General features: G+C 31.3%; 18 protein-coding genes, 1 rRNA gene and 1 other annotated feature. Of the genes, 1 reads left to right on the top strand and 18 read right to left on the bottom strand.

From position 1 onward, the window contains the following. The 7 genes from BLV37_RS12495 to BLV37_RS12465 form a co-directional block, all read right to left on the bottom strand. Positions 1-147, bottom strand: a 16S ribosomal RNA gene (locus BLV37_RS12495); the annotation flags it as partial. A gap of 445 nt (positions 148-592) precedes the next feature. Beyond that, positions 593-1,171 carry an indolepyruvate oxidoreductase subunit beta gene (locus BLV37_RS12490; RefSeq protein WP_091732068.1) on the bottom strand — a complete coding sequence of 193 codons (579 nt, stop codon included), beginning with the start codon at positions 1,169-1,171 and terminating at the stop codon, positions 593-595. Between the two features lies 1 nt (position 1,172). Then, positions 1,173-2,948: an indolepyruvate ferredoxin oxidoreductase subunit alpha gene (gene iorA, locus BLV37_RS12485; protein ID WP_091732066.1), complete on the bottom strand. Its 1,776-nt coding sequence runs from the start codon at positions 2,946-2,948 to the stop codon at positions 1,173-1,175. A 45-nt stretch (positions 2,949-2,993) separates the two neighbouring features. Further along, positions 2,994-3,902 (bottom strand): bifunctional enoyl-CoA hydratase/phosphate acetyltransferase, encoded by a 909-nt coding sequence (locus tag BLV37_RS12480; protein ID WP_091732063.1) that lies wholly within the window; start codon positions 3,900-3,902, stop codon positions 2,994-2,996. 128 nt (positions 3,903-4,030) lie between these two features. Next, entirely contained in the window at positions 4,031-5,167 is a 1,137-nt protein-coding gene (locus BLV37_RS12475; RefSeq protein ID WP_091732060.1) for a tetratricopeptide repeat protein, read from the bottom strand. A 46-nt stretch (positions 5,168-5,213) separates the two neighbouring features. Continuing rightward, positions 5,214-5,990 (bottom strand): hypothetical protein, encoded by a 777-nt coding sequence (locus tag BLV37_RS12470; protein ID WP_091732058.1) that lies wholly within the window; start codon positions 5,988-5,990, stop codon positions 5,214-5,216. Between the two features lies 1 nt (position 5,991). Next, the gene (locus BLV37_RS12465) at positions 5,992-7,779 is read right to left on the bottom strand and encodes a B12-binding domain-containing radical SAM protein (RefSeq protein WP_091732055.1); all 1,788 of its coding nucleotides are present in this window, start codon (positions 7,777-7,779) and stop codon (positions 5,992-5,994) included. A 227-nt stretch (positions 7,780-8,006) separates the two neighbouring features. Between BLV37_RS12465 and BLV37_RS12460 the strand changes: the two genes are divergently transcribed. Then, positions 8,007-8,207 carry a hypothetical protein gene (locus BLV37_RS12460; protein ID WP_091732052.1) on the top strand — a complete coding sequence of 67 codons (201 nt, stop codon included), beginning with the start codon at positions 8,007-8,009 and terminating at the stop codon, positions 8,205-8,207. Between the two features lie 30 nt (positions 8,208-8,237). Here the strand turns inward: BLV37_RS12460 and BLV37_RS12455 are convergent, their stop codons facing one another. The 11 genes from BLV37_RS12455 to BLV37_RS12405 form a co-directional block, all read right to left on the bottom strand. Next, positions 8,238-9,281 (bottom strand): hypothetical protein, encoded by a 1,044-nt coding sequence (locus BLV37_RS12455; RefSeq protein ID WP_091732050.1) that lies wholly within the window; start codon positions 9,279-9,281, stop codon positions 8,238-8,240. Positions 9,282-9,377: 96 nt separating this feature from the next. Continuing rightward, positions 9,378-10,082, bottom strand: a complete 705-nt coding sequence (locus tag BLV37_RS12450) for a B-box zinc finger protein (RefSeq protein ID WP_091732047.1) — start codon at positions 10,080-10,082, stop codon at positions 9,378-9,380. Positions 10,083-10,100: 18 nt separating this feature from the next. Beyond that, complete coding sequence (locus BLV37_RS12445) at positions 10,101-10,550, bottom strand: anti-sigma factor family protein (RefSeq protein ID WP_091732044.1); 450 nt, start codon at positions 10,548-10,550, stop codon at positions 10,101-10,103. Next, complete coding sequence (locus BLV37_RS12440; protein WP_091732041.1) at positions 10,529-11,125, bottom strand: RNA polymerase sigma factor; 597 nt, start codon at positions 11,123-11,125, stop codon at positions 10,529-10,531. Before BLV37_RS12440 ends, BLV37_RS12445 begins: the two co-directional genes overlap by 22 nt. Before the next feature lie 29 nt (positions 11,126-11,154). Beyond that, the gene (locus tag BLV37_RS12435) at positions 11,155-12,585 is read right to left on the bottom strand and encodes a hypothetical protein (protein WP_091732038.1); all 1,431 of its coding nucleotides are present in this window, start codon (positions 12,583-12,585) and stop codon (positions 11,155-11,157) included. Between the two features lie 91 nt (positions 12,586-12,676). Continuing rightward, complete coding sequence (locus BLV37_RS12430) at positions 12,677-13,321, bottom strand: lytic transglycosylase domain-containing protein (RefSeq protein ID WP_176967978.1); 645 nt, start codon at positions 13,319-13,321, stop codon at positions 12,677-12,679. 155 nt (positions 13,322-13,476) lie between these two features. Beyond that, on the bottom strand, positions 13,477-15,177 hold the full coding sequence (gene argS / locus BLV37_RS12425) for an arginine--tRNA ligase (protein ID WP_091732032.1): 1,701 nt from the start codon (positions 15,175-15,177) through the stop codon (positions 13,477-13,479). Between the two features lie 144 nt (positions 15,178-15,321). Beyond that, positions 15,322-15,534, bottom strand: a binding site (T-box leader). A 55-nt stretch (positions 15,535-15,589) separates the two neighbouring features. Continuing rightward, complete coding sequence (locus tag BLV37_RS12420) at positions 15,590-16,180, bottom strand: GerMN domain-containing protein (RefSeq protein ID WP_091732030.1); 591 nt, start codon at positions 16,178-16,180, stop codon at positions 15,590-15,592. Positions 16,181-16,199: 19 nt separating this feature from the next. Continuing rightward, positions 16,200-16,640 (bottom strand): 2-thiouracil desulfurase family protein, encoded by a 441-nt coding sequence (locus BLV37_RS12415; protein ID WP_091732027.1) that lies wholly within the window; start codon positions 16,638-16,640, stop codon positions 16,200-16,202. A 32-nt stretch (positions 16,641-16,672) separates the two neighbouring features. Next, the gene (locus tag BLV37_RS12410; protein WP_091732024.1) at positions 16,673-19,051 is read right to left on the bottom strand and encodes an endonuclease MutS2; all 2,379 of its coding nucleotides are present in this window, start codon (positions 19,049-19,051) and stop codon (positions 16,673-16,675) included. A 29-nt stretch (positions 19,052-19,080) separates the two neighbouring features. After that, a complete protein-coding gene (locus BLV37_RS12405) occupies positions 19,081-21,546 on the bottom strand; it encodes a U32 family peptidase (protein WP_091732021.1) in 2,466 nt (821 codons plus the stop codon). Positions 21,547-21,622: the final 76 nt, after the last annotated feature.

Genomic DNA, 21,622 nt, shown 5'->3' with positions numbered 1-21,622 from the left:
GGCAGGTTTCCCACGCGTTACTCACCCGTCCGCCACTAGCTACATTAGATTCCATCCGAAAACTTCCTCTAATGTAACTCGTTCGACTTGCATGTGTTAAGCACGCCGCCAGCGTTCATCCTGAGCCAGGATCAAACTCTCAAATTAAAGTTTTCCTACTCATTAAAATTGTTTGGTTTTTGTGTCTTTCGACTGTAAACCTTTTTACTGGCTTCTCACTGTTCAATTTTCAAAGACCAACTTTATTATCTCCCCGAAGGGCTTTAGTTCTTTGTGTCCCTTAGGACCAACTTTATTAGCTCCCCGAAGGGCTTTAGTTCTTTGTGTCCCTTAGGACCAACTTTATTAGCTCCCCGAAGGGCTTTCTTCTCGCCATCTCTCAAGAGGCGACTTTCTTATGTTAACATTTTTATTCTTTCGTGTCAACATGTTTTTGAAAAGTTTTTTGAAAATCTTTTTTAATGCTTTTTGTCGCTTGGTGACGACTTTTTAAATATACCAAATTTAATTCATTAAGTCAATAGCTTTTTAAAATATATCTCTCAAATTACTTAATAGAGCTAATGGATATCCATTAGCTCTATATATTCTATCAATCAACTAGCATTTTCCCTACATTAAATGCTTTGATATTTATATCTACATATATATCTTTGACTTCTTCCCCTATAACCTTTTCCCAATCTATTTCATCAATACCCATAGCTTTAATAAGTGCTCCCAACATTATAATATTCAAAGTCTTAATATTTCCTAGTTTTTTGGCTTCTTCTGCAGCTTTTATACTTATTGTGTTAACTTTGCTCTGTAAATCTTCTATGATTTCCTTAGGATACTCTACTTTCCCAGATAATACTGGTGCAGGTGGTATCATATAATCATTAACAACTAACTTACCTTTTGGTTTTAGATATTCTATCCATCTCATGGCTTCCATCTTTTCGAAAGAAACTATTACATCAGCCTGCCCAACTCCAATGATAGGCGAATATACCTTTTGTCCATATCTGATTTGAGTGGTTACACTTCCTCCTCGTTGTGCCATCCCATGAACTTCAGACATTTTTACATCATATCCGGCATCTATAAGTCCTCTGGATAATATTTTACTAGCAAGTATGATCCCTTGCCCTCCTACCCCTACAAACAATATGTTTTTTACCTCTGCCATATTACTCACCCGCCTTTACTATTGCTTTAAATGGACATATCTGTAAGCATACATCACAGCCAACACACATAGATTCGTCAATAATGGAGCCAATACTAGGGTCAAATGAGATAGCTGGACATCCAGCCTTTAAACACATCTTACACTTTCTACACTTTTCTCTATCTACAGTGCACTTAATCCTCTTATCTAATCCAAATTCCTCTACTTCTTCTTTAGGTGATTTTTTCAAAACGCATGGCCACTTAGCTATTATGACCATAGGTTCTTTTGTATTCATAGCTTTACTTACAGCTTCTTCTGATTCTTTCAAGTCTAATGGATTAATTACTGATATGTTTTTTACGCCTATAGCTTCGCATATTTTTACAATATCTATATATTCAGTATTGTCACCAGACAATGTATATCCTGTACCTGGATTCTCTTGATGACCTGTCATACCTGTTATCCTATTGTCTAATATAATTGTTGCTGCATTGCCTTTATTATACACTGCATTTACTAAACCTGTTATACCTGAGTGGAAAAAGGTTGAGTCCCCAATTACTCCAAACACCTTAGTTTCCTGCCCTTTTTTTTCTAAAGCTTTTGTAAAACCATGTCCTGCACTAATACTTGCTCCCATGCATATACATGTATCCATACTCTCTAATGGAGGAGCCGAACCTAATGTATAACATCCGATATCTCCTGTTACGACTGTATTTTTCTTTTTACTTAACACATAAAATAATCCTCTATGAGGACAACCTGCACACATAGTAGGTGGTCTTGGCACAACCTTCTCTACGCTTATATCTACTTTATCAGCTTTGATTCCTAGTAACGCTTCCTGCAAAATATCAGGATTTAACTCTCCTATAGCCGGTATAACCTCTTTACCGATTACATCTATACTTAGGGCTTTTATTTCATCTTCAATATATGGCTCTAGTTCTTCTATTATATATAATTTCTCAACCTGATCTGCAAACTCTTTAATCTTAGCTTTTGGAAGTGGGAATGTAAAACCAAGCTTTAAAAACGAAGCCTTATCCCCAAACACTTCTTTTGCATATTGATAAGCAACGCCAGAAGTTATTATACCGATTTTTTTATCATTCCACTCTATTTTATTCAAATCAGAGCTATTGCTTAATTGTTCTAGCCTTTTTAATCTCTCTTCTAGTATTACCCTTCGTTTTCTAGCATTAGCTGGAGTAGCTACATATTTAGGAATATCTTTTTTATATTCTTTAAATTCAACCTCTTTTCTTTCTCCTATTTCTACAAGCCCCTTGCCATGACAAACTCTTGTAGTAAGTCTTAACAGCACTGGAGTGTCGTATTCTTCGCTTATCTCATAGGCAATTTTCATAAAGTCTTTTGATTCTTGACTATCACTAGGTTCTAGCATAGGAATTTTTGCAAACTTCGCGTAATATCTGTTGTCCTGCTCGTTTTGGGAGCTATGCATTCCAGGGTCATCTGCTGATACTAAAACACATCCTCCGTTGACACCAGTGTAGGTAAAAGTAAATAATGGGTCTGCAGCTACGTTTACTCCTACATGCTTCATTGCCGCAACTGACCTAGCTCCTGCTATTGATGCACCAATCGCAACTTCTAAAGCTACTTTTTCATTTGTTGCCCATTCAGAATAAATTTCATCATACTGTGCTATATTCTCTAGAATCTCTGTGCTTGGAGTCCCTGGATAAGCTGAAGCAATGGTTACCCCAGCCTCGTATGCGCCAAGGGCTACTGCTTCATTACCAGTCAATAATTTTTTCATCTTTTTTGCACCCCTTTATATGTTTTTAAAAATCGAAATTCATTGCTAATTCAACTCAGAAATCAGACTTCCCAATGCTATTGAATACAGTTTTGCTTCATGAGAGTCAGCTCTAGACACTAGAACTATAGGAACCTTTGCCCCCATTATTATCCCGGCAGAAAGGCTATTTGAGAAGTAGGTTAAGCTCTTGCCTATTCCATTTCCTGTTTCTATATTTGGAACTAAAATAATGTCTGCATCACCAGCTACTTCACTATTATAACCCTTAATCTTTGCTGCTTCTTCAGAAACTGCTAAATCAAGTGCTAATGGTCCTTCAACAATGACTCCATTATTAAATACACCATCATTGCACATTTTCTTTAATTCATCTCCATGAATTGTAGCATTCATCTTTGGATCTACTTTTTCTTTTGCAGCAATTGCTGCTACCTTTATTATCTTGTAATCTAGAGCCTCACAAACTCTTATTGCATTTTTGGTTATTTTAACCTTATCCTCTAAACTAGGTTCTAGATTCATACCCCCATCAGTTAAAAATAATAATTTATGATAAGTAGGTACTTCATATATCATGACATGACTTATTAAACTATCTGTTCTTAAACCATATTCTTTATTCAATACTTCCTTCAATAATATAGATGTGTCTATTAACCCTTTCATTATAAAATCAGCTTTACCACTGCTTACAAGTCTTACAGCTATTTCTGCAGCTTGGGCTAATTGATCTGCCTCTATTTTTTTATAGCCTTCAATAGAAACTCCTATCCTTGTTGCAATAGCTTCTGTTTTTTCAATGTTACCAATTAGTATAGGCTCCACAATTTCAAGTAAAGCGGCTTCATGAACAGCCTTTAACACTTCTTCATCTTCGCAGGCAGCGATAGCTAATCTCTTTCTTGCTTGTCCTTTAGCCTTTTCTATTAAATCATTTAGGTGTTTAAGCAAAGCATCTCCCCCTTTAGTTGTTTTCTTTTATATGAAATCGTTTTCCAAAGTTATTTTATCACATACTATGCATCAGTTCAAAATATTTACAAAACTTTAAATGATTTTCTATAAAAAAAGAATATAGCCTAAACCATATTCTTTATTCTCTCAAGTTCCGTTTTACAAGCAATTGTAATTTCATCTGTACTATTCAGTTTGTAAGCAGCATTTATGTCTTTTTCAGCATTCACAAAATCATTAATTTGTAAATACACCATCCCTCTATTACACATTATTTCATAGTCCTTAGGCTTCAACTCTATTGCTCTAGATAATTTGGATATTGCCTCCTCATATTCACCAAGAAAGGCTAAGCAAAGTCCAAGCTCATTTAATACATCTACTTGGTCTGGTACAAGCTCTAAAACATATTCAAACTCTGATTTAGCTTCTTCATACATGTTTAAATGTCTAAATCCTAATCCAATCATAAAAAGTAAATTCCACCAATCAACATATTTTTCCTTTAGTGGTAATAGCTTTTCTAATCCTGCCCTGGGGTTTCCTGTCAATATCTCATTATATCCTTCTTCATATATTATATCGTCCTGCATTGTTTCTAAATTCTCTCTTATTTCCTGTTGCATTTCATCGTCTTTTCCTAGTTGAAGATATTTTTCCCACATTAGTTTGCTTTTCATAAACTGCTTACTATTTCTATAGTGGTATCCTAGCTTGTAATAAGCTAAATCAAAATTCGAATCCATATCTATAACTTCTTCAATAATATTAGTAGAGGCATTTAAAAAAACGCTACCCATGTTTTCATTATTTGCTGAAAATAGTCTTCTAGCTTTTTCTTCTAAAGCAAGAGCATAATTATATTTCCCCATTAAATTATTATTGTTCATATAGTATGCAGCTCTAAGCCAAACCATACCTTCTTCAAAATCACTTTCGTTAATCTTTTTTAAGCCAATATATAAAATATAATCTTCTATTTTTTTATCATAATTATATAATATTTCTTTGTATTGATTACAGAACTCGAACTCTGGATCTGCTCCGATTAAGTATATCATTCCATTAATAAATGAAGAAACCTTAATCTCATCTTGTGCAGTTCCTTCCTTTATTTCATTAATTAGCTCATCAACTATTAATGGTAATGGTATTTCTGAGCCAATCGTATATTCATTAATATATACATATGAATTAGGCTTTATCTCAATGAAAGAAACATTATCAGCCTTTTTAACAAAATACTCCTTCAATACATTCATAATCTTCATCCACCCCTAGAATATAACATCTAAATTTATTTTAAGTTTATTTATATAAGTGCTGCATATATGCTCTTTTTCTTCTTGTACTGGTACTTAAAATATCAAATAAAATACCCCTATATATCATAATAAACGAGAACATTATTTGTCCTGCAATGTAAAGTAATATTCCTTTAATGGAAATACTATATAAAAATCCTGAACTAATAGCAAAAACATCTTTTATGACGTTACCAGTAACAATGTAAAATAAGCCTAGCATTATAACATTAGGCACAAACCATTCAATCCAATTTTCCTTAACAAATTCAAATGCATATAGCACAGTGTCCCAGGAAGAATAATGCTTCTGGTATATGCTTTCAGGTAGAGCGTTCATTAGTATAAGAACTAATAAGCTTATAATAAAGCCTATATTAACAGCAAGAGCTCCACTCATTGAAAAAATAATAGGTCCTATAATCCTATCAAATAAAAAGCTTGCAGCCCAGCCTATAAACAAAACACCATATATTTTCCACAAGTAAACTCTAAAGCCTTCTTTGAAGTCTTGTATAGTAACTCTTCCATATCTAATAATTTGATTAAGCAAATACAAATAATTTGATATCATCGCACTGGTTGCAATAAAGGATATTATTCCAGAAAAAAACCTTAAAATAGGTAATGTAAAAAGTAAGGACATTACTATCATTAACCCAATATTAAGCAGTGTATATACAAATCCTGTAAATACAATGACCCAATTTTTCAAAAATAGCTTTGAAGTTTTATTTATTGTGCTTTTATTAACTAAAAGCAAGTCTTGTAATATATTCAAATTAATCACTCTCCATATTAATAAAATCATCTGTTACATTGAAGGATTTACATCTGTTAAAAACCTTATTATCAAAATCATAAACAAATAGTATTATTGTTCTTGACGGACTAATAGAATTACTTTCAAAGTTACTATCTATAAATTTAAGTATATCATAATTAAACTCTTCAAAATGTACTTCATTTACTATTTTTTTAGGAGGAACATCCAAATAATCTGGTAAATATATTTGAAGATTTTCTAGGTTTTTTAAAAATTCATGTCTCATCTGCTTTAACTTATTAGTCTTTCTTGTATCTATGAATTCAGGTATAGTAGCTGTTTTAGTGTTATATAAATAATCAAATTTGACAATATTTCTAAACAATTCAACGTTTTCATTAACAACCTCATGATAGAATTCTAGTAATATTCTATACAAATCTACTCTACTATGAGCTTTGCTATCATGACACTTTCCTTCCCAATATTCTGCAAAAGATTCATAGAAATCAAAGGGTTGATCAAAATAGCTATTAATTACGTAATTTAAACTATTTTCAAAATAAAGTTCGTTTGCATATTTTTCAACTAAATCTTCAATAACCTTGAGTTTAAGCATTTCTATATATTTAATATATTTGCTTTGGAACACCTCATAAGGTGGTTTATCTAAGAATTTATAACCATATAATTCTTTTTTATTCCTTAGATCAGAGCCTTTTAAAAGCTTTAAAAAACCTAGCTGTAGCTTTTCTGGTCTTAGTAAATAAATATCATTAAAGGATTTTCTAAAGCTATCATAATCCTCATAGGGTAAGCCTGCAATTAAATCTAAATGCTGATGAATATTATTAAAGCTTTTTATCTTTTTTACTACTTCCATTAGCTTTTGGGTGTTTGTTTTTCTATCTATAGCTTCTAAGGTCTTAGGATTAGTTGATTGTACGCCTATCTCAAATTGGAATAAGCCTTCAGGAACAGCTTTTAAAAAATCTAATATTTCATCATCAAGTAAATGTGCTGTTACTTCGAAGTGAAAGTTTATATCTTCCACCTCCTGCTCCATAACAAATTTCATAATTTCTAAAGCATATTCCTTCTTTGCATTAAAAGTTCTATCTACAAATTTAACCTGCTTTACTTTTGCATTAATTAACTTTTGTAAATCTTCTTTTACTCTTTCAATGGAGAAAAACCTTACTCCTTTTATTGTTGATGAAAGACAAAATTTGCAATTAAAAGGGCAACCCCTTGAGCTTTCAAAGTATACTATTCTATTTTTGAAATCATTTAAATTATAATCAAAGGGAGATGGTATAACATCTAGGTTTTGTATAAGAGGTCTAGGCTCATTGATACAAATCTTTTCATTTTCTCTAAATATAAGACCTTTAATATCTTTCAGCGCATTTTCATTATTATTTAGAGTCAATAATAGCTCTTTAAAGGTTTCTTCTCCTTCACCATATATAATAAAATCAACAAACGGACTTTTCTTTAATATTTCTTCACCATCAAAAGAAACTTCTGGTCCTCCTAGAATAATTTTTATGTTTGGATTTGCAATCTTTAATACTTCTGATATTTGAAGTATGCTGCTAATATTCCATATATAACATGAAAAAGCTACTACATCTAGGTTCTTCTTAAAAATCTCTCCCGCAATATAGTCATTATTCTGATTTATAGTATACTCTTCTATCTGTATATCTGGAAAATCATTTCTAACAAAGCTTTTTAAATATCTAATTGAAAGTGATGTATGTATAAACTTTGAATTTAAAGTAGTTATGAGTATCTTCATTATTATACCTTCTTCCATATTCCGTATTTTAATATGATTTTCTATTCTAATATATTATACCAGAAAAACACAATATTAAAATTCAAACTCCATCTTTTAAAGCTCATTATTTTAGTTATAAAAGTATTTTAAAAAATTTGTAACTTAATGAAGGTTTTTATGCTTTTATATAGAATATTATTTTGAATACTACTTTATATTGTACTAGAGGAGGGAGAATATATAAAATGCAAGAATTCGAAAAAATATCAATTTCTGAAATATCAAAACAGGATATGTTAATAATATTAGAAGCTCTTGACTATACAGGAAAAAACACTAATATTGATGCATTTCTAAGGTTAAAGGATAATATTGTTAAGGAATTAAGCGAACTAGCAGATACTAGTGAAGAAGAATTTTTAAACTATTTAAATAGAGATTTGTAATATAAAAGTGGCCTCAAATAGCCACTTTTATTATGTATTCAGATGTTTTACAAACCTATATATGCCTGATCTAGTTCTTATAAAACATATTATAGAATTGCCATCATTTATCCTTCTAATAACTTGACTTTTTTTTAGTAAACTATGAAAAAACACATCTCCTTCCTTGTATTGAAAAATATCAGGTAAAACATATTTATCTATATAAAGGCTTTCTCCAGTAATTCTGCCTTTTCTTAGCTTAACTAAAAAACCACATAAATTTCTAATAAATTCTTCATCCTTAATAGAGGTACTATCACTAATATTTGATCTTAATCCTATAAGTCCACTGATAAAAAAGTTTGAATCATATCCCTCGCTTTTAGACTCACATAAAAAGCTTAAAGCTGCTTTCAATATTTTGTACTCAGTTTTATCGTATATTCTATTCAGCACATTTAATACTTCTATACGTTTTCTCTCAAAATCAATAGTATAATTTCCTTTATACTTATTTAATGGATGTTTAAAATATTCTGTGAAATTTTCTATAAATTCCTTCTGTGAAAAACACATGATTTCTTCTTTCATTTCATTAATTAAATCATCCACCTTAATATTTGGTGTGCTTACAAGAACAGATAATAGTTTAGCAAGAACTAAGCCTTCAATTAAAGAAGATATTCGCCCAGTTGTGTAAAGAATATTTTTTAAAACCTGATTCTTAACTAATTTCCAGTCCTCATTAGCAAATACTATAGGTGGTATTCTTGAATATATGCTATCATCAGAATATTCCCAGTAATGAGCCTCTTTTTTTAGTATACTCGCCAATAGACTTTGATTATCTCCGTGCCTATAATAATACCAAAGATTCAATTCTTCGTTAAACCTATCATAATCAATTACGGAGCCATGACTTGCATCTCTTGGTATCAGGCATTTAATAGTAATAATCATAATCTCTACCATGTATGTCCATTGATCTTTAGCATAGCCTGTAGTATTACTCCTGCTATTAGTATTTGCATATATCCTAACCTCTTCTTTACATCCATTTACTATGAACTTTTCGATATTGGCTTCAAGCATATAAACACTCCTCAAAATTGTATCTGATCAAGCTATATTATAGTATAACAGAAACCATGTTATTTAAAAAGTAAAAGCTAGCTCAAGAGCCAGCTTCTATTCAATATTTTTTTTGTTTGATTTTCTTAATATTAAAAATCCAGTCACTATTAGTACTATAGGGAAGAAAGAGTTTCTTAGCATTCTGATAGTAACTCTAATGGCTTCAGAATTTATATTCATTCGGTTAGTTATATATATTAACTGATCAAAGAACTCATTTAGCAATATCAATCCACCTACAACTAATAGCCCTACCCCAAGATGTCTTGAATTTATGTTCTTAAAGTCTACAGGAAATATTAAATCCTCATTGATTTCTTCACCTTGTTCTAGCTTCTTCCTTATGTGAAAGCAATCAAAAAAGCTATAAAACCAAATAACAATCGAAAAGAAAATCAAAAACTCTGATGAATAAAAAAAGTTTGCCAAAGCAATTATCCCGAAAAATGCCAGCATAAATTGAAGTCCTCTTTTCATTACTCCTAGATACATATGGCCTCCTCCAGGCATAAATGAAAATATTATAGACCAGAACTTGCTATACCTTTTATTAGGATTACTATAATTAGAGTCTATATTATCATTATGAAATTTACTTTCATATGCAGCATTTTTTATTATAGATAGACCTTTCTTTTTTGCACATTCAATGCAAATAACTCTTCCATTGTCATTTACTGCACAAGCCTTACACATGTTTATTCCACAATCGGAGCAAATAAAATTCGCTTCGAAATTTTTATGATATTCACAATTCATCTATATTACCTCCCTTATCTATTTACCATTACCATTGATATATACATCTGTTACATATTTTAAGCCTTGTGATAGCTTCGTAATTGGATCTGTCACAACTTGATTTATTTCAAAAGCACCTCTAAATATGCCTTTTGCTAAAATTATAGGATTATAATTTGAAAAATTGAGAAGGGAAATCATTATACCTGCTGCTACAAAGCTGGCACCAATATTTCTTAGAACCTTAGTGCTTCGCTTTTTAGAACTTTCAAAATGAATAATTTTATTCATAATTTTATCTGCTAAATCATCAGGAGCATTGATAAAGTGATTGTCTAAGGCATTAAATACAAAGCTCATATCCTCGTATTCTTGTCTACACTTAGAACACTTTTCTAAGTGCTTTTTTATATTATGCCTTTCAATATCACTTAATCTATTTTCAAAATATTCATCAACTTTTATTAAAGCTTGGTTGCATTCCATTTGTATCCACTCCTATCCTTTAGCTTAGTAAACTCTTCTTTCAATAATCTTCTAGCTCTATACAGCCTCGTTTCAACCGTTCTTTCTGAAAGACTTAATGTCTTTGAAATTTCTTCATATGACATATTGTTAAAATGGTACATTATAATCACGGTTTTATATATATCTGGTAGTCCTAATACTAGCTGGTGGATCTCTCTTTGACTTTCAGATTGAATATATATATCTTCTGGCAGGGAACTTTCATCTTTAAGTTCAATTTCAACAATTTCATCTTCATGGTTTACTATATTAGTGCTTAGATTTTTTATCTTACTATTTTTTCTTTTCCAATCTAGGCAAGTATTCATGGAGACTCTGTATATCCAAGTAGAAAGCTTACTTTCAAATCTAAAGCTACCAATCTCTTTATATATCTTAAGAAATATTTCTTGAGATAAGTCCTGTGCCTCATTATAATCATTAGTAAACTTATAAGCCATTCCGAACACTCTGTTCTTGAATAACTCAATTATCTCTGTAAAAACAGTGTAGTTCCCTGCTTTCAACTCACAGACTATGCGTTCTTCATTCAACTACTACCACCACCCTAAATCCTAGGAAACTAGTTAGAGTTAACATTTATGTTTCCATTTCTACTCCTAATATAGAATACAACATCATCACTGCCTATAAAATCATTTATACTCTGCTCTGTGATGCTTTCATTAACACTAAGTCCTAGTTTGTTTTTTATAACCCCAAACTCAGCTAATATATTAAATCTTCCCTTTTGTTCAGATGGAATCCAAATATTTATGTCTCCAAATTCATTCTCTATTTCTATGCCTTCTTCAATAATTTTATCTGTTTTAAAGGATATGTTACCATTTTTTAAAATTATTTTTACAAATTTATTAGCTTCTTTTACATCAATATTTCCAAACTTGTCGTATGAAACTACGTTTCCTTTAATACTTTCAATATTTATATTACCATTACCATTCTCTATATTTAAATCTCCATTTATATTTTTAGCATCTACATCTCCAAATTTGTTCTTTATCTTAACATTACTTCCAGTATTATCAACATATACATTGTTGTGCTGATTATCTATATTAACTTCGCCCTTAATCCTAAAGACTTTAATCCAGCCAAAGGAATTTACTATATCTATGCTACTTGATACATTTTCTACTTCTATATTACCATGGGCACATTCTATTGAAACATCTCCACTAATATTAGAAATACTAATTTGCCCAAAAGAATTATTTGCCTTAGTTTTTCCCGTTATGTCTGTCACTTTAATATTACCATGTTGATTGTATATTTCTACATCATTTTTTATATCACTTACAGTTATATTTCCAAATTTATTTTCTACATTTACTTTAATATGTTCTGGCATATATACACTATAATTAACTCTTATGTTGCCTGCTTTCTCTTTTTCATATTGAGAATCTAGATTAGTTACTACCTTTATACTCCCCCCTATATCTTCAGTTTGGATAATATTTTTTGACAATTTTTCTGCATATTCTTCATCATTATGACTAATGTCAACTTCTGCTATTATTTCAATATGCTCTCCTTCACCTGCTCTTATTTCTATATCACCAAAGCTATTAATTATCTCAAGTTGTTTTTTGTCATCTGCTTCAAAGTTAAAGTTATAGCTGTAGTTTGATTTTTGAGTATACTTCGGTGAACTTATTGAAAAGTTCCTTGCATTAAAGTGCTTAGCAAAAGAGAAAAATCCTAATCTATTATCAAGGCTAAAACTCGAATAAATTGATGTTATTACTATTATTATAGATAGCAATATGACACTAATAGCATCTATATGTGTTCTTACCTCATCATGCTGTTTAAAAATAATAATTTTAGTAATTATTATTTCTAAGCCAAATAAAATAATAATGCTAGGCCAAGCAATCGAAAAAGTCTCTTTCAAGTTTATTCCTATAAAATTTCTCATCAATAATAGTATGCCTATTGAAATAAATGTGATAGCAAGTGTTATAACTCCAATTCTCCTCTTATTCATATATAATTGCCTCCTCAATTTCAACTAAGAATATAGACGCTTGTAAAAGAATAATCCCTTCAAAAAAAACAAAAGATGCACTAAGCATCTTTTAAGAGTTATAATTTTTAAATGATTCTCTAAAAATAGTTGAGTATTCAAGTACTCTTTTAGAATAAGTACTCTCTGCAGGATTTCTTCTGCCGCTTCTTGAGACCATGTACTTCTTCAACCCGCCTTCTCCTCTATTGTATGCAGTAAGAGTCTTGTGGATATCTCCATTATTTCTTTCTCTTAATCCCTTTAAGAAGCTAGTGGATATGTTAACATTATACTTTGGTTCAAACAAATCCTGCGCTTTAAACTCAACTCCAATATTACTTGCAATCCATTTTGCTGTGCCTACTTTAAGTTGAGTAAGACCTATTTCTCCTTGCTTTCCAATTAGTCTAATGTTAAAATTGCTTTCTACCTTCATAAGTCCTAAAACTAAGAAAATATCTATCTCTTTTTCTTTACATATTTGAACTATGTATTCTGCTTCCTCATGAGATAGTTTAGTTAAATCTGAAATAAAGTGAATCAGATTATTTGATTCAATTATTTCTTCTCGCAAGAATTCCCTTGCAATATTTCCTTCTGCAACACTATTTATATCAATTATATTTGCTTCTTGATTTTGCATAATCCCATAAACAGTTGTACTAAATAAAATAGTTGCAGTGAGGACTATATATATTAAAATCCTTTTTTGCAACGTAAACACTCCTTTCATTTTTTGGCACAAGTGATATTATACAAATTATTCCTCACTATGTCAACACTGTTATATTTTATTAACATACCCAATGCTTCCACACTTAACCAAAAAACAAAAAGGACATCTAAATCTAGATGCCTTTAGGTACATGCTTACATTTTTTGTGGTGCTTCAATGCCTAATAGTGAAAGACCAACCTTTATAGTTGTAGCTGCACCGTAAACAAGCAACACTCTTGCCTTTTGAAGCTCTTTATCTTCTACAATTATTGGGCATTCATGATAAAACTTATTAAATGCCTGAGCAATATCAATTATATGTCTTGCAATAAATGAAGGTTCATTTTTTTCCATTGCTGCTATAATAGTATTTTGGAATGAATAAAGCAATCTAATAACATTTACAGCCTCATCATTTGTCAACAGAGAATAATCTACATCATTAGTTATATGGTATTCTGCTTTACCTAGGACACTGTTAGCCCTTGCATAAGTATATTGCACATAAGGCCCTGTCTCTCCTTCAAAGCTAAGCATTCTATCCCAGTTAAATACTATGTCTTTAATCTTACCATTGCTTAAATCATTGAATATAACAGCGCCAATCCCTACCATTTTTGCAACCTCATCTTTGTTTTCTAGATTAGGGTTCTTTTCTTCGATTATTTCCTTTGCTTTTTCTATAGATTTCATTAATAAATCATCTAATAAAATAACATTTCCCTTTCTTGTTTGAAGTCTCCCTTCCTCTGTACTTACTCTCCCAAAGGGAGCATGTTCCATTTGATTTGCCCAATCAAAGCCCATAAGCTCTATTACCTTCATCCATTGTGCAAAGTGAAGATTTTGAGAATAGTCGGTAATATATATGGATTTTGCAAAATTAAAGGTTTCCTTTCTATATATGGCTGCGGTAATATCTCTAGTAGCATATATAGTAGTTCCATCACTTTTAAGAATTATACAAGGTGGCATATTATACTCTTCTAGGTCTACTACATATGCTCCCTTACTCTCTACTAAAAGGTTCTTTTCTTTTAGCATATCTACTATTCTTTCCATTTTGCCTTCATAGAAGCTTTCTCCAGTATTGTAATCAAACTTTACATTTAATAAATCATATACTCTATTGAATTCTTCTAAGCTTAAATCAACAAATCTTTTCCAAATTTGTCTTGCTTCTTCATCGCCTTCTTCGAGTTTTTTAAACCAATATCTTCCCTCTTCTTCAAGTTCGGGAGCTTTCTCTGCTTCTTCATGAAACTTTACATACAGAGCTTGAAGAGATTTTATAGGCTCCTTTTTAATCTCCTCATCATCCCCCCATCTTTTATACGCAGAAATCATTTTTCCAAATTGTGTTCCCCAATCACCTAAATGATTTATTCCAATAGAATTATATCCTAAAAAGTTATAAATCTTATATAGAGAATTGCCTATTACTGTTGATCTTAAGTGACCAACATGAAAAGGCTTTGCAATATTTGGCGCAGAGTAGTCAAAAGTAACGTTCTGACCTTTCCCAATATTCGCTGAACCAAACATTTCTTTCTTCTGAAATACTTCCTCAAGTACAGTTTTCCCTAAAGCTTCTTTATTAATAAAAAAGTTCACATAGGCCCCAACATTTTCAATTTTTTCAAATAAATTCTTTTCTTTAATAGAATCTACTATTTCTTGAGCAATAATGTTAGGAGATTTTCTAAGCTCTTTTGCTAATCTAAAGCATGGCATAGCATAATCTCCAAGCTCATAATTTGGCGGAACCTCTAAAAGCTCTATTATGGTATCTTCATTTAAACTGCCAAAGTTTTTACTTACTAGTTTTCCTATTTCTTTTTTAAAATCAAGCATAATTTGCCTCCTTTTTAAATTTATAATGTTTGATAGAAATAACACATTCTTTATATCCTAAATCTACAAAGAATATAGATTGTTTATTAATACTCATAATGACCAGAAAAACTATCTATTTAAAATAAAAAAATCTCGCCTCAAGAAAGAGACGAGATATTTCCCGTGTTACCACTCTAATTGGTAAGCTTAATAAGCATACCCACTCAAGCCCATTAACGCTGGGTATCGGCACATCCTACTCATTTCAGATAGCTTCTCCGAGGCTCTCTTCAGATGTATCTATGTGTCAGCTCCCACCTTACCTGACTCGCTTGGACAATGACTACAGCTTACTTTCCTCATCTTTGAATTTAATTATTTAATGCTTTAAATGATAGCATATATTCCAATCAAATACAAGAGTAGTATTTTATTTATCAGGAATAAATTCACTGCTAAAAGAGAAATCCTTATCTAGCCTAACTCCATTTAGCTCCTTAATACTTTCTCCTTCTACTTTAATAACTACTTTTTCATTTTCAGGGAAAAATGTCAATGTGTTTACTATAGCATCCAGTGCCATTTGAGTTAAAGTTCCATCCTTAGGCATATTATCTATAAATGCTTTAGATAAATCTAGATAAACGGTACTACCCTCTTTTTCAAGTCCTAATATTTTTGTATCCTTAGGTACTGGTGATTCAAAACTTCCCTTATCATAGCCAAATAGCTTTTCTAATGCAATTTCTTCAATTCTTTTTTCATTAAGTATTGGATCATTTGATTTTATTTCAAATCTTTCTCCAAATAAATATGGAATATCCTTATGCTTTAAATAAACCGCATAATCAAGATATTTTACTTGATTAGTATCTTTACTTTCTTCTTGTTGCTCTGTTTCAATATTATTTTCGTCAGCAGATACAGCATCTCCATTTTCTTTGTTTTTGTTTTTAGAGCATCCAAATAAACTCAAAAATAATAGCATTAGAATAATAAAAATTGCTAAAACTCTTTTCATCTCTACACCCCCGTATTAGTTAAATATTTTTAATATTGTCTTCTTCTGTATATACTTTAATACCATTTTTCTCAAGGAGGTCAGCTGTTATCCCATTTCCTGATACTAATTTTTTCTTAAATGTACCATCGTAAACATATCCTTTTCCACATGATGGACTTCTTGCTTTTAATATTGCTTTTTTTACTTCAACAATTTTTGCGATTTTAAGTGTTTCCTCCGCGCCTTTTAAGAATTCCTTTGTATAATCCTTCCCTTCAATGCTTATTACTTTTTTATTGCCTTTTTCGTCAATAATAATCTCACAGGGTAGTCTTGGGGTTGTTAATCCCCCAAGTTGCTCTGGACAAACTAAGATGGCTTTTCCATCTTTAACTAATTTGACGATTTCCGAACTGAAATTGTTCCCTCCATCATATCTGCAATTAACACCTGCTAAACAAGCACTTATTATATACACTTTTATCATCCTTCAATAGCTTTAGAGTATGCTTATTTAATTTCAACAACAGTTACACCTGTTCCACCTTCACCATAGTTACCAAGCCTATAGGATTTTACATGCTTATGCCCTCTTAGAAGCTGACCTATTCCTTCCCTTAATATACCTGTACCCTTGCCATGTATTATATAAACAGTTTTTAGACCTGCAATATAAGCATCATCTAAGTATTTATCCACATCAAGCATTGCCTCATCTAAATTTTTTCCTCTCAAATCTAGTTCGTTTTTTATATTAGAAGCTTTAGTCCGAACAATTGATTTTACAGCTACTTTACTCTCTATTTTTTCTTCTTTTCTTGCTCTAGACAAAGTAGAAATATGGACACTAATTTTCATTATCCCTACCTGTACCATTACATTCCCCGATTCATCTGGCTGGTTTAAAACTATTCCTTCCTGATTTAGCCCTAGTAGTATTACATTTTCTCCTGGCTTTAAATTTTTTGGAGGTTTTGTATTCTTTTTAACTATAATATTTTCAGATAAGTCTCCCTCTATGGATTCAAGATTGGTTCTTATTTTATCTCTAGCTTCTTGTAATCTCTTATTCTTTTCCTTTTCTATTTCAGTAGAAATATTTCTTATTTCATTAATTATGCTTTCTGACTCTTCCTTTGCATCTTTTAATATTTTTCTTGCTTCTCTCTTGGCCTGTCTTATGGTTTCATCTCTCATATTTTCAAGTTTTTCTTTTTTCTCTAAAAGTTCACTTTTAAGTTTTTGTATTTCTTCCTTTAAACGCTGTGTTTCCTCCTTATTGTGCTCACTTTCTCTTCTGTCCCTCTCTATATTAGCTAATATGTCTTCAAACTCAATATTCTCCTTAGACACAAGCTCCTTTGCACTTTGGATAATGTAATCATTTAAACCTAATCTTTTAGATATTTCAAAAGCATTAGATTTACCTGGAACCCCAATTAAAAGCCTATAGGTTGGACTTAATGTTTCTACATCAAATTCTACAGAAGCATTTTCTACACCCTCTGTAGTTAATGCATATACTTTTAGCTCACTATAATGAGTTGTAGCAACAGTCCTCACATCTATTCTATGGAGATGATTCAGTATAGCCATAGCTAAGGCTGCTCCTTCGGTAGGGTCAGTTCCTGCTCCAAGCTCATCAAAAAGAACTAGACTATTGTCTTCTACATTCTTTAATATATCTACTATATTTGTCATATGAGATGAAAAAGTACTTAAACTTTGTTCAATACTTTGCTCATCACCTATATCAGCAAAAACGTTTTTAAATACAGCCATTTTTGTCCCATATTCTACAGGTATTTGTAGTCCCGATTGCACCATTAAAGTAAATAGACCTAGGGTTTTAAGTGTAACAGTTTTTCCACCTGTATTTGGTCCAGTAATGACTAAGGTATTAAATTTGTCTCCTATATATATATCCGTAGGTACTACCTTATCTACATTTAAAAGAGGATGTCTTCCTTTTTTAATGTTAATATATCCTTTCCCATTTAACTCTGGTTTTATGCCCTTCATATTTAAGGATAGCTTTCCTTTAGCAAATATAAAGTCAATTTGTGCTAGCTTTTTTTGGTTTTCTCTTATTCCATCACTAGCAGTTGCAACATTTTCTGTAAGCTCTGCTAATATTCTTTCAATTTCAGCTTTTTCTTTAAGCCTTAATTCTTTCAGTTCATTATTTAATTGAACTACAGCCATAGGTTCTATAAACAAAGTCGCCCCACTAGAAGATTGGTCATGTATAAGTCCAGGGAAGCTAGTCCTGTATTCCTGCTTTACAGGGACAACAAATCTATCCTCTCTAATGGTTATTATCCCATCCTGAAGCATTTTTTTATTAGAAGATGAGCTAATTATAGAATTTAGCTTGTTTCTTATAGAATCATTTTTTAAAATTATCTGTTTTCTTATACTTTTTAAAAGAGAACTGGCACTATCAGATATTTCTTCCTCGCTTATGATAGCATTAAATATTGCCTCTTCCACATCTCTATATGTGTTTAAATCATTAGTTAATCCTCCTAGCAATGGATAAGAGGATTCTCTATCGCCTTTGTCGTATCCTAAAAAGCCTTTTATTCTTCTTGCAGCACGTAATGTATCAGCAACCTTTAGCAGACCCCCTGGTGAGAGAACCGAACCTATTTCTGCTCTCTTTACCTCTGGTAACACATCGTGTATTCCGCCAAGGGGAGGATTTCCTCTTTTTATTAGAATACTTACTGCTTCATCAGTTTCCTTTTGAAAATATTCTACTTCTTCTAGGTCTATACTAGGTGATAAGTTACTAGCTATGTCCTTACCTAGACTAGACTCAGTCTTATTCACAAGCAATTGAATAATCTTTCCATATTCAAGTACTCTTAAAGTCTTTTCGTTCATTTTGTCCTCCCTATAGGCAATATAAAGCTTTATAACACTCCTCTAAAAAAGTGTCCTGTAGTATTGCCTGTTTTCATTTTAATATTTTCCAGTTTTTCCTTCATTTCATTCTTAAATATTCCATTCATTGCAATTTCATAATATAATTCCTGAATAAATCTTATATTTTCTTTTTCTATAGTAAAATCCAATCTCATCATATGGATACCAGCAGAAAATATTTTATCAATATATTCAGCAACTATTAAAGGCTGACTATTATAGATGACTGTTGATTTGCCTTTTCTCTTCATTTCAAAAGTCATGCCTTTTCTATCATATAAACCATATCCACTTCTAAGCTCACATGTATTACAATTATCATCATTCTCACAGCCTCTCACAAGAGACATAGGACAATGCTTTGTCGTCATCAGAGGTAAATGCCCATATCCAAGTACTTCATACTCTACATTATTAGTTTTACAGATATGAGCAATTTGACCTAGTTTTAGTTCAGGTGAAAGCATCAAGCTGCTTACGCCATTATCTATTAAAAGCTTTACTGTAGAGCTATTAAATATATTTAGCCCTATATCACAATGGATATTAGTATTATACCTGTCCTTGATAAATTTTAATGTACCTATATTAGATGAACTTATTCCATCTATTTGACTAGCTACATTGTCAAATAATTTATCAAGCTTACAAAACTCCATATTGTCAATAATTTTTTCTGTAGATAGATATACTTCTTTATTGTGTTTTTTTATTTCTTTTATACAAGCTTCTATATCTTCATTAAAATTCAAATAAACCCTATTTAGTTTATTAAGGTCTAGTTCCATAAATTGTGAAACATTGTCTACCTTCACGCTAATTTTTCTAAGGCTTTTTATTTCATTAATAGGATAATTAAAAATCTCATTAGCCCTTTCATTTATTTTTTCTCTATTTATTTCTAGTCTGTTATTAAAATTACCTCTTTTTTTATTTAATTCTTCTATTCCCTTTCTTCTTAGACCATTTAAAACACTAACCGGTATCATAGCTCCCTCTTCTAGATTCACATCTATGTTGTTTAAATAATAAGGAGTGTCTCCTAGCTTATTCATTTGATTTATTACCTTTTCTTTTTCTAGGACAACCTTTAAGCCCTTTTCAGCAGCTTCATTACTCTCGAGGCTTATGTAATGTTCATCTGTCCAAAGCATAAGTCTTACTGGTTCTCCTATACTAATCTCCACAGCCATATTGATTGGAAACCTTTTTAAAGTCTCTTTTTTAGTGTAGGTTTCTGCTGCCCTTATATTTAGTAATAAGTCAAAGGTTTTATAAACCTTGGCTCCAACCTCTGCTTTATTGGAGCTATTTAGTCTTATAGTGCTTCCAGCATCACTTGCATCTATGGTCTTATTCCCTAAAAGTATTTTATCTATTATTTGTCCATAGCTACTTCCGTCCTTATTTATTATTTCTATACCATCGCCCTTGCTTATAGGCTCCTGAAGCTTTATGGTAATAAGATCCCTCTCAAGCTTTACAACTTCTCCAATTAAAATTCCTCTATTATTTGGTTTGTCAAAGGATATGAAGTTTTTCCCATACTCATTGTTAATGTAACCTTTAGTAAATCCTCTATTGAACATTTGAGCTATGTCCTTATGTTCTCTTTCTGATAGTCTTTCATTGTGAATTCCTAATATCCTGTCTAGTTCCTTTCTATATCCATTTACTATAATAGCCACATACTCAGGCTTTTTCATTCTACCTTCTATCTTTAATGAAACTATTCCAGCATCTATAATGTCTTTCAAATGCTCAACTGTATTTAAATCCTTTGGACTTAAAAGATACTTTTCTTCATATTTAGGATTAATTATTTTATTATCCTTTTTACTGACTATTGAATAAGGCATCCTACAGGGTTGAGCACAGGTTCCTCTATTTCCACTTCTTCCACCAATTAAGCTACTCATTAAACATTGTCCTGAATAGGATACGCACAGTGCACCATGAATAAATGCCTCCAACTCTATATTAGTATTATCCTTTATATACCTTATATCTGTAGTTGACAATTCTCTGGCTAAAACTACCCTATTGAAACCTAGTTCCTCTAAGAACTGTACTCCTTTGTAGTTGTTAATAGACATCTGAGTACTACCGTGAACTTCAAAGTCCGGAAAAAGTTCTTTTATAATCCTTGCAAGTCCTAAATCCTGCACTATTACTGCGTCTACATCTATATTGTATAAAAATGTTAAATAATCGATTATCTCCTTTAATTCGTAGTCATCAAGCAGTATATTGGCTGTAACATATACTTTAACATTCCTTAAATGTGCATATTCTACCGCATTCTTTAAATCGTCATCTGTAAAATTAGAAGCATATTGTCTTGCATTAAATAATTTCCCACCAAGGTACACTGCATCCGCACCATTCTCAACTGCCGCATATAAGGATTCAACGCTACCAACTGGAGCTAATATCTCTATTTTATCTATCATTAGATCATCTCCCTGATTATTATCGAATAATTGAAACTCCACAAAAAATTAAGAGTAGAATACTAGTATTATAGCT

Source organism: Proteiniborus ethanoligenes (genome assembly GCF_900107485.1).
Lineage (GTDB): Bacteria > Bacillota > Clostridia > Tissierellales > Proteiniboraceae > Proteiniborus > Proteiniborus ethanoligenes.
The sequence above is the reverse complement of the archived record's forward strand: the minus strand, read 5'-3'. Positions and strand labels throughout refer to the sequence as shown.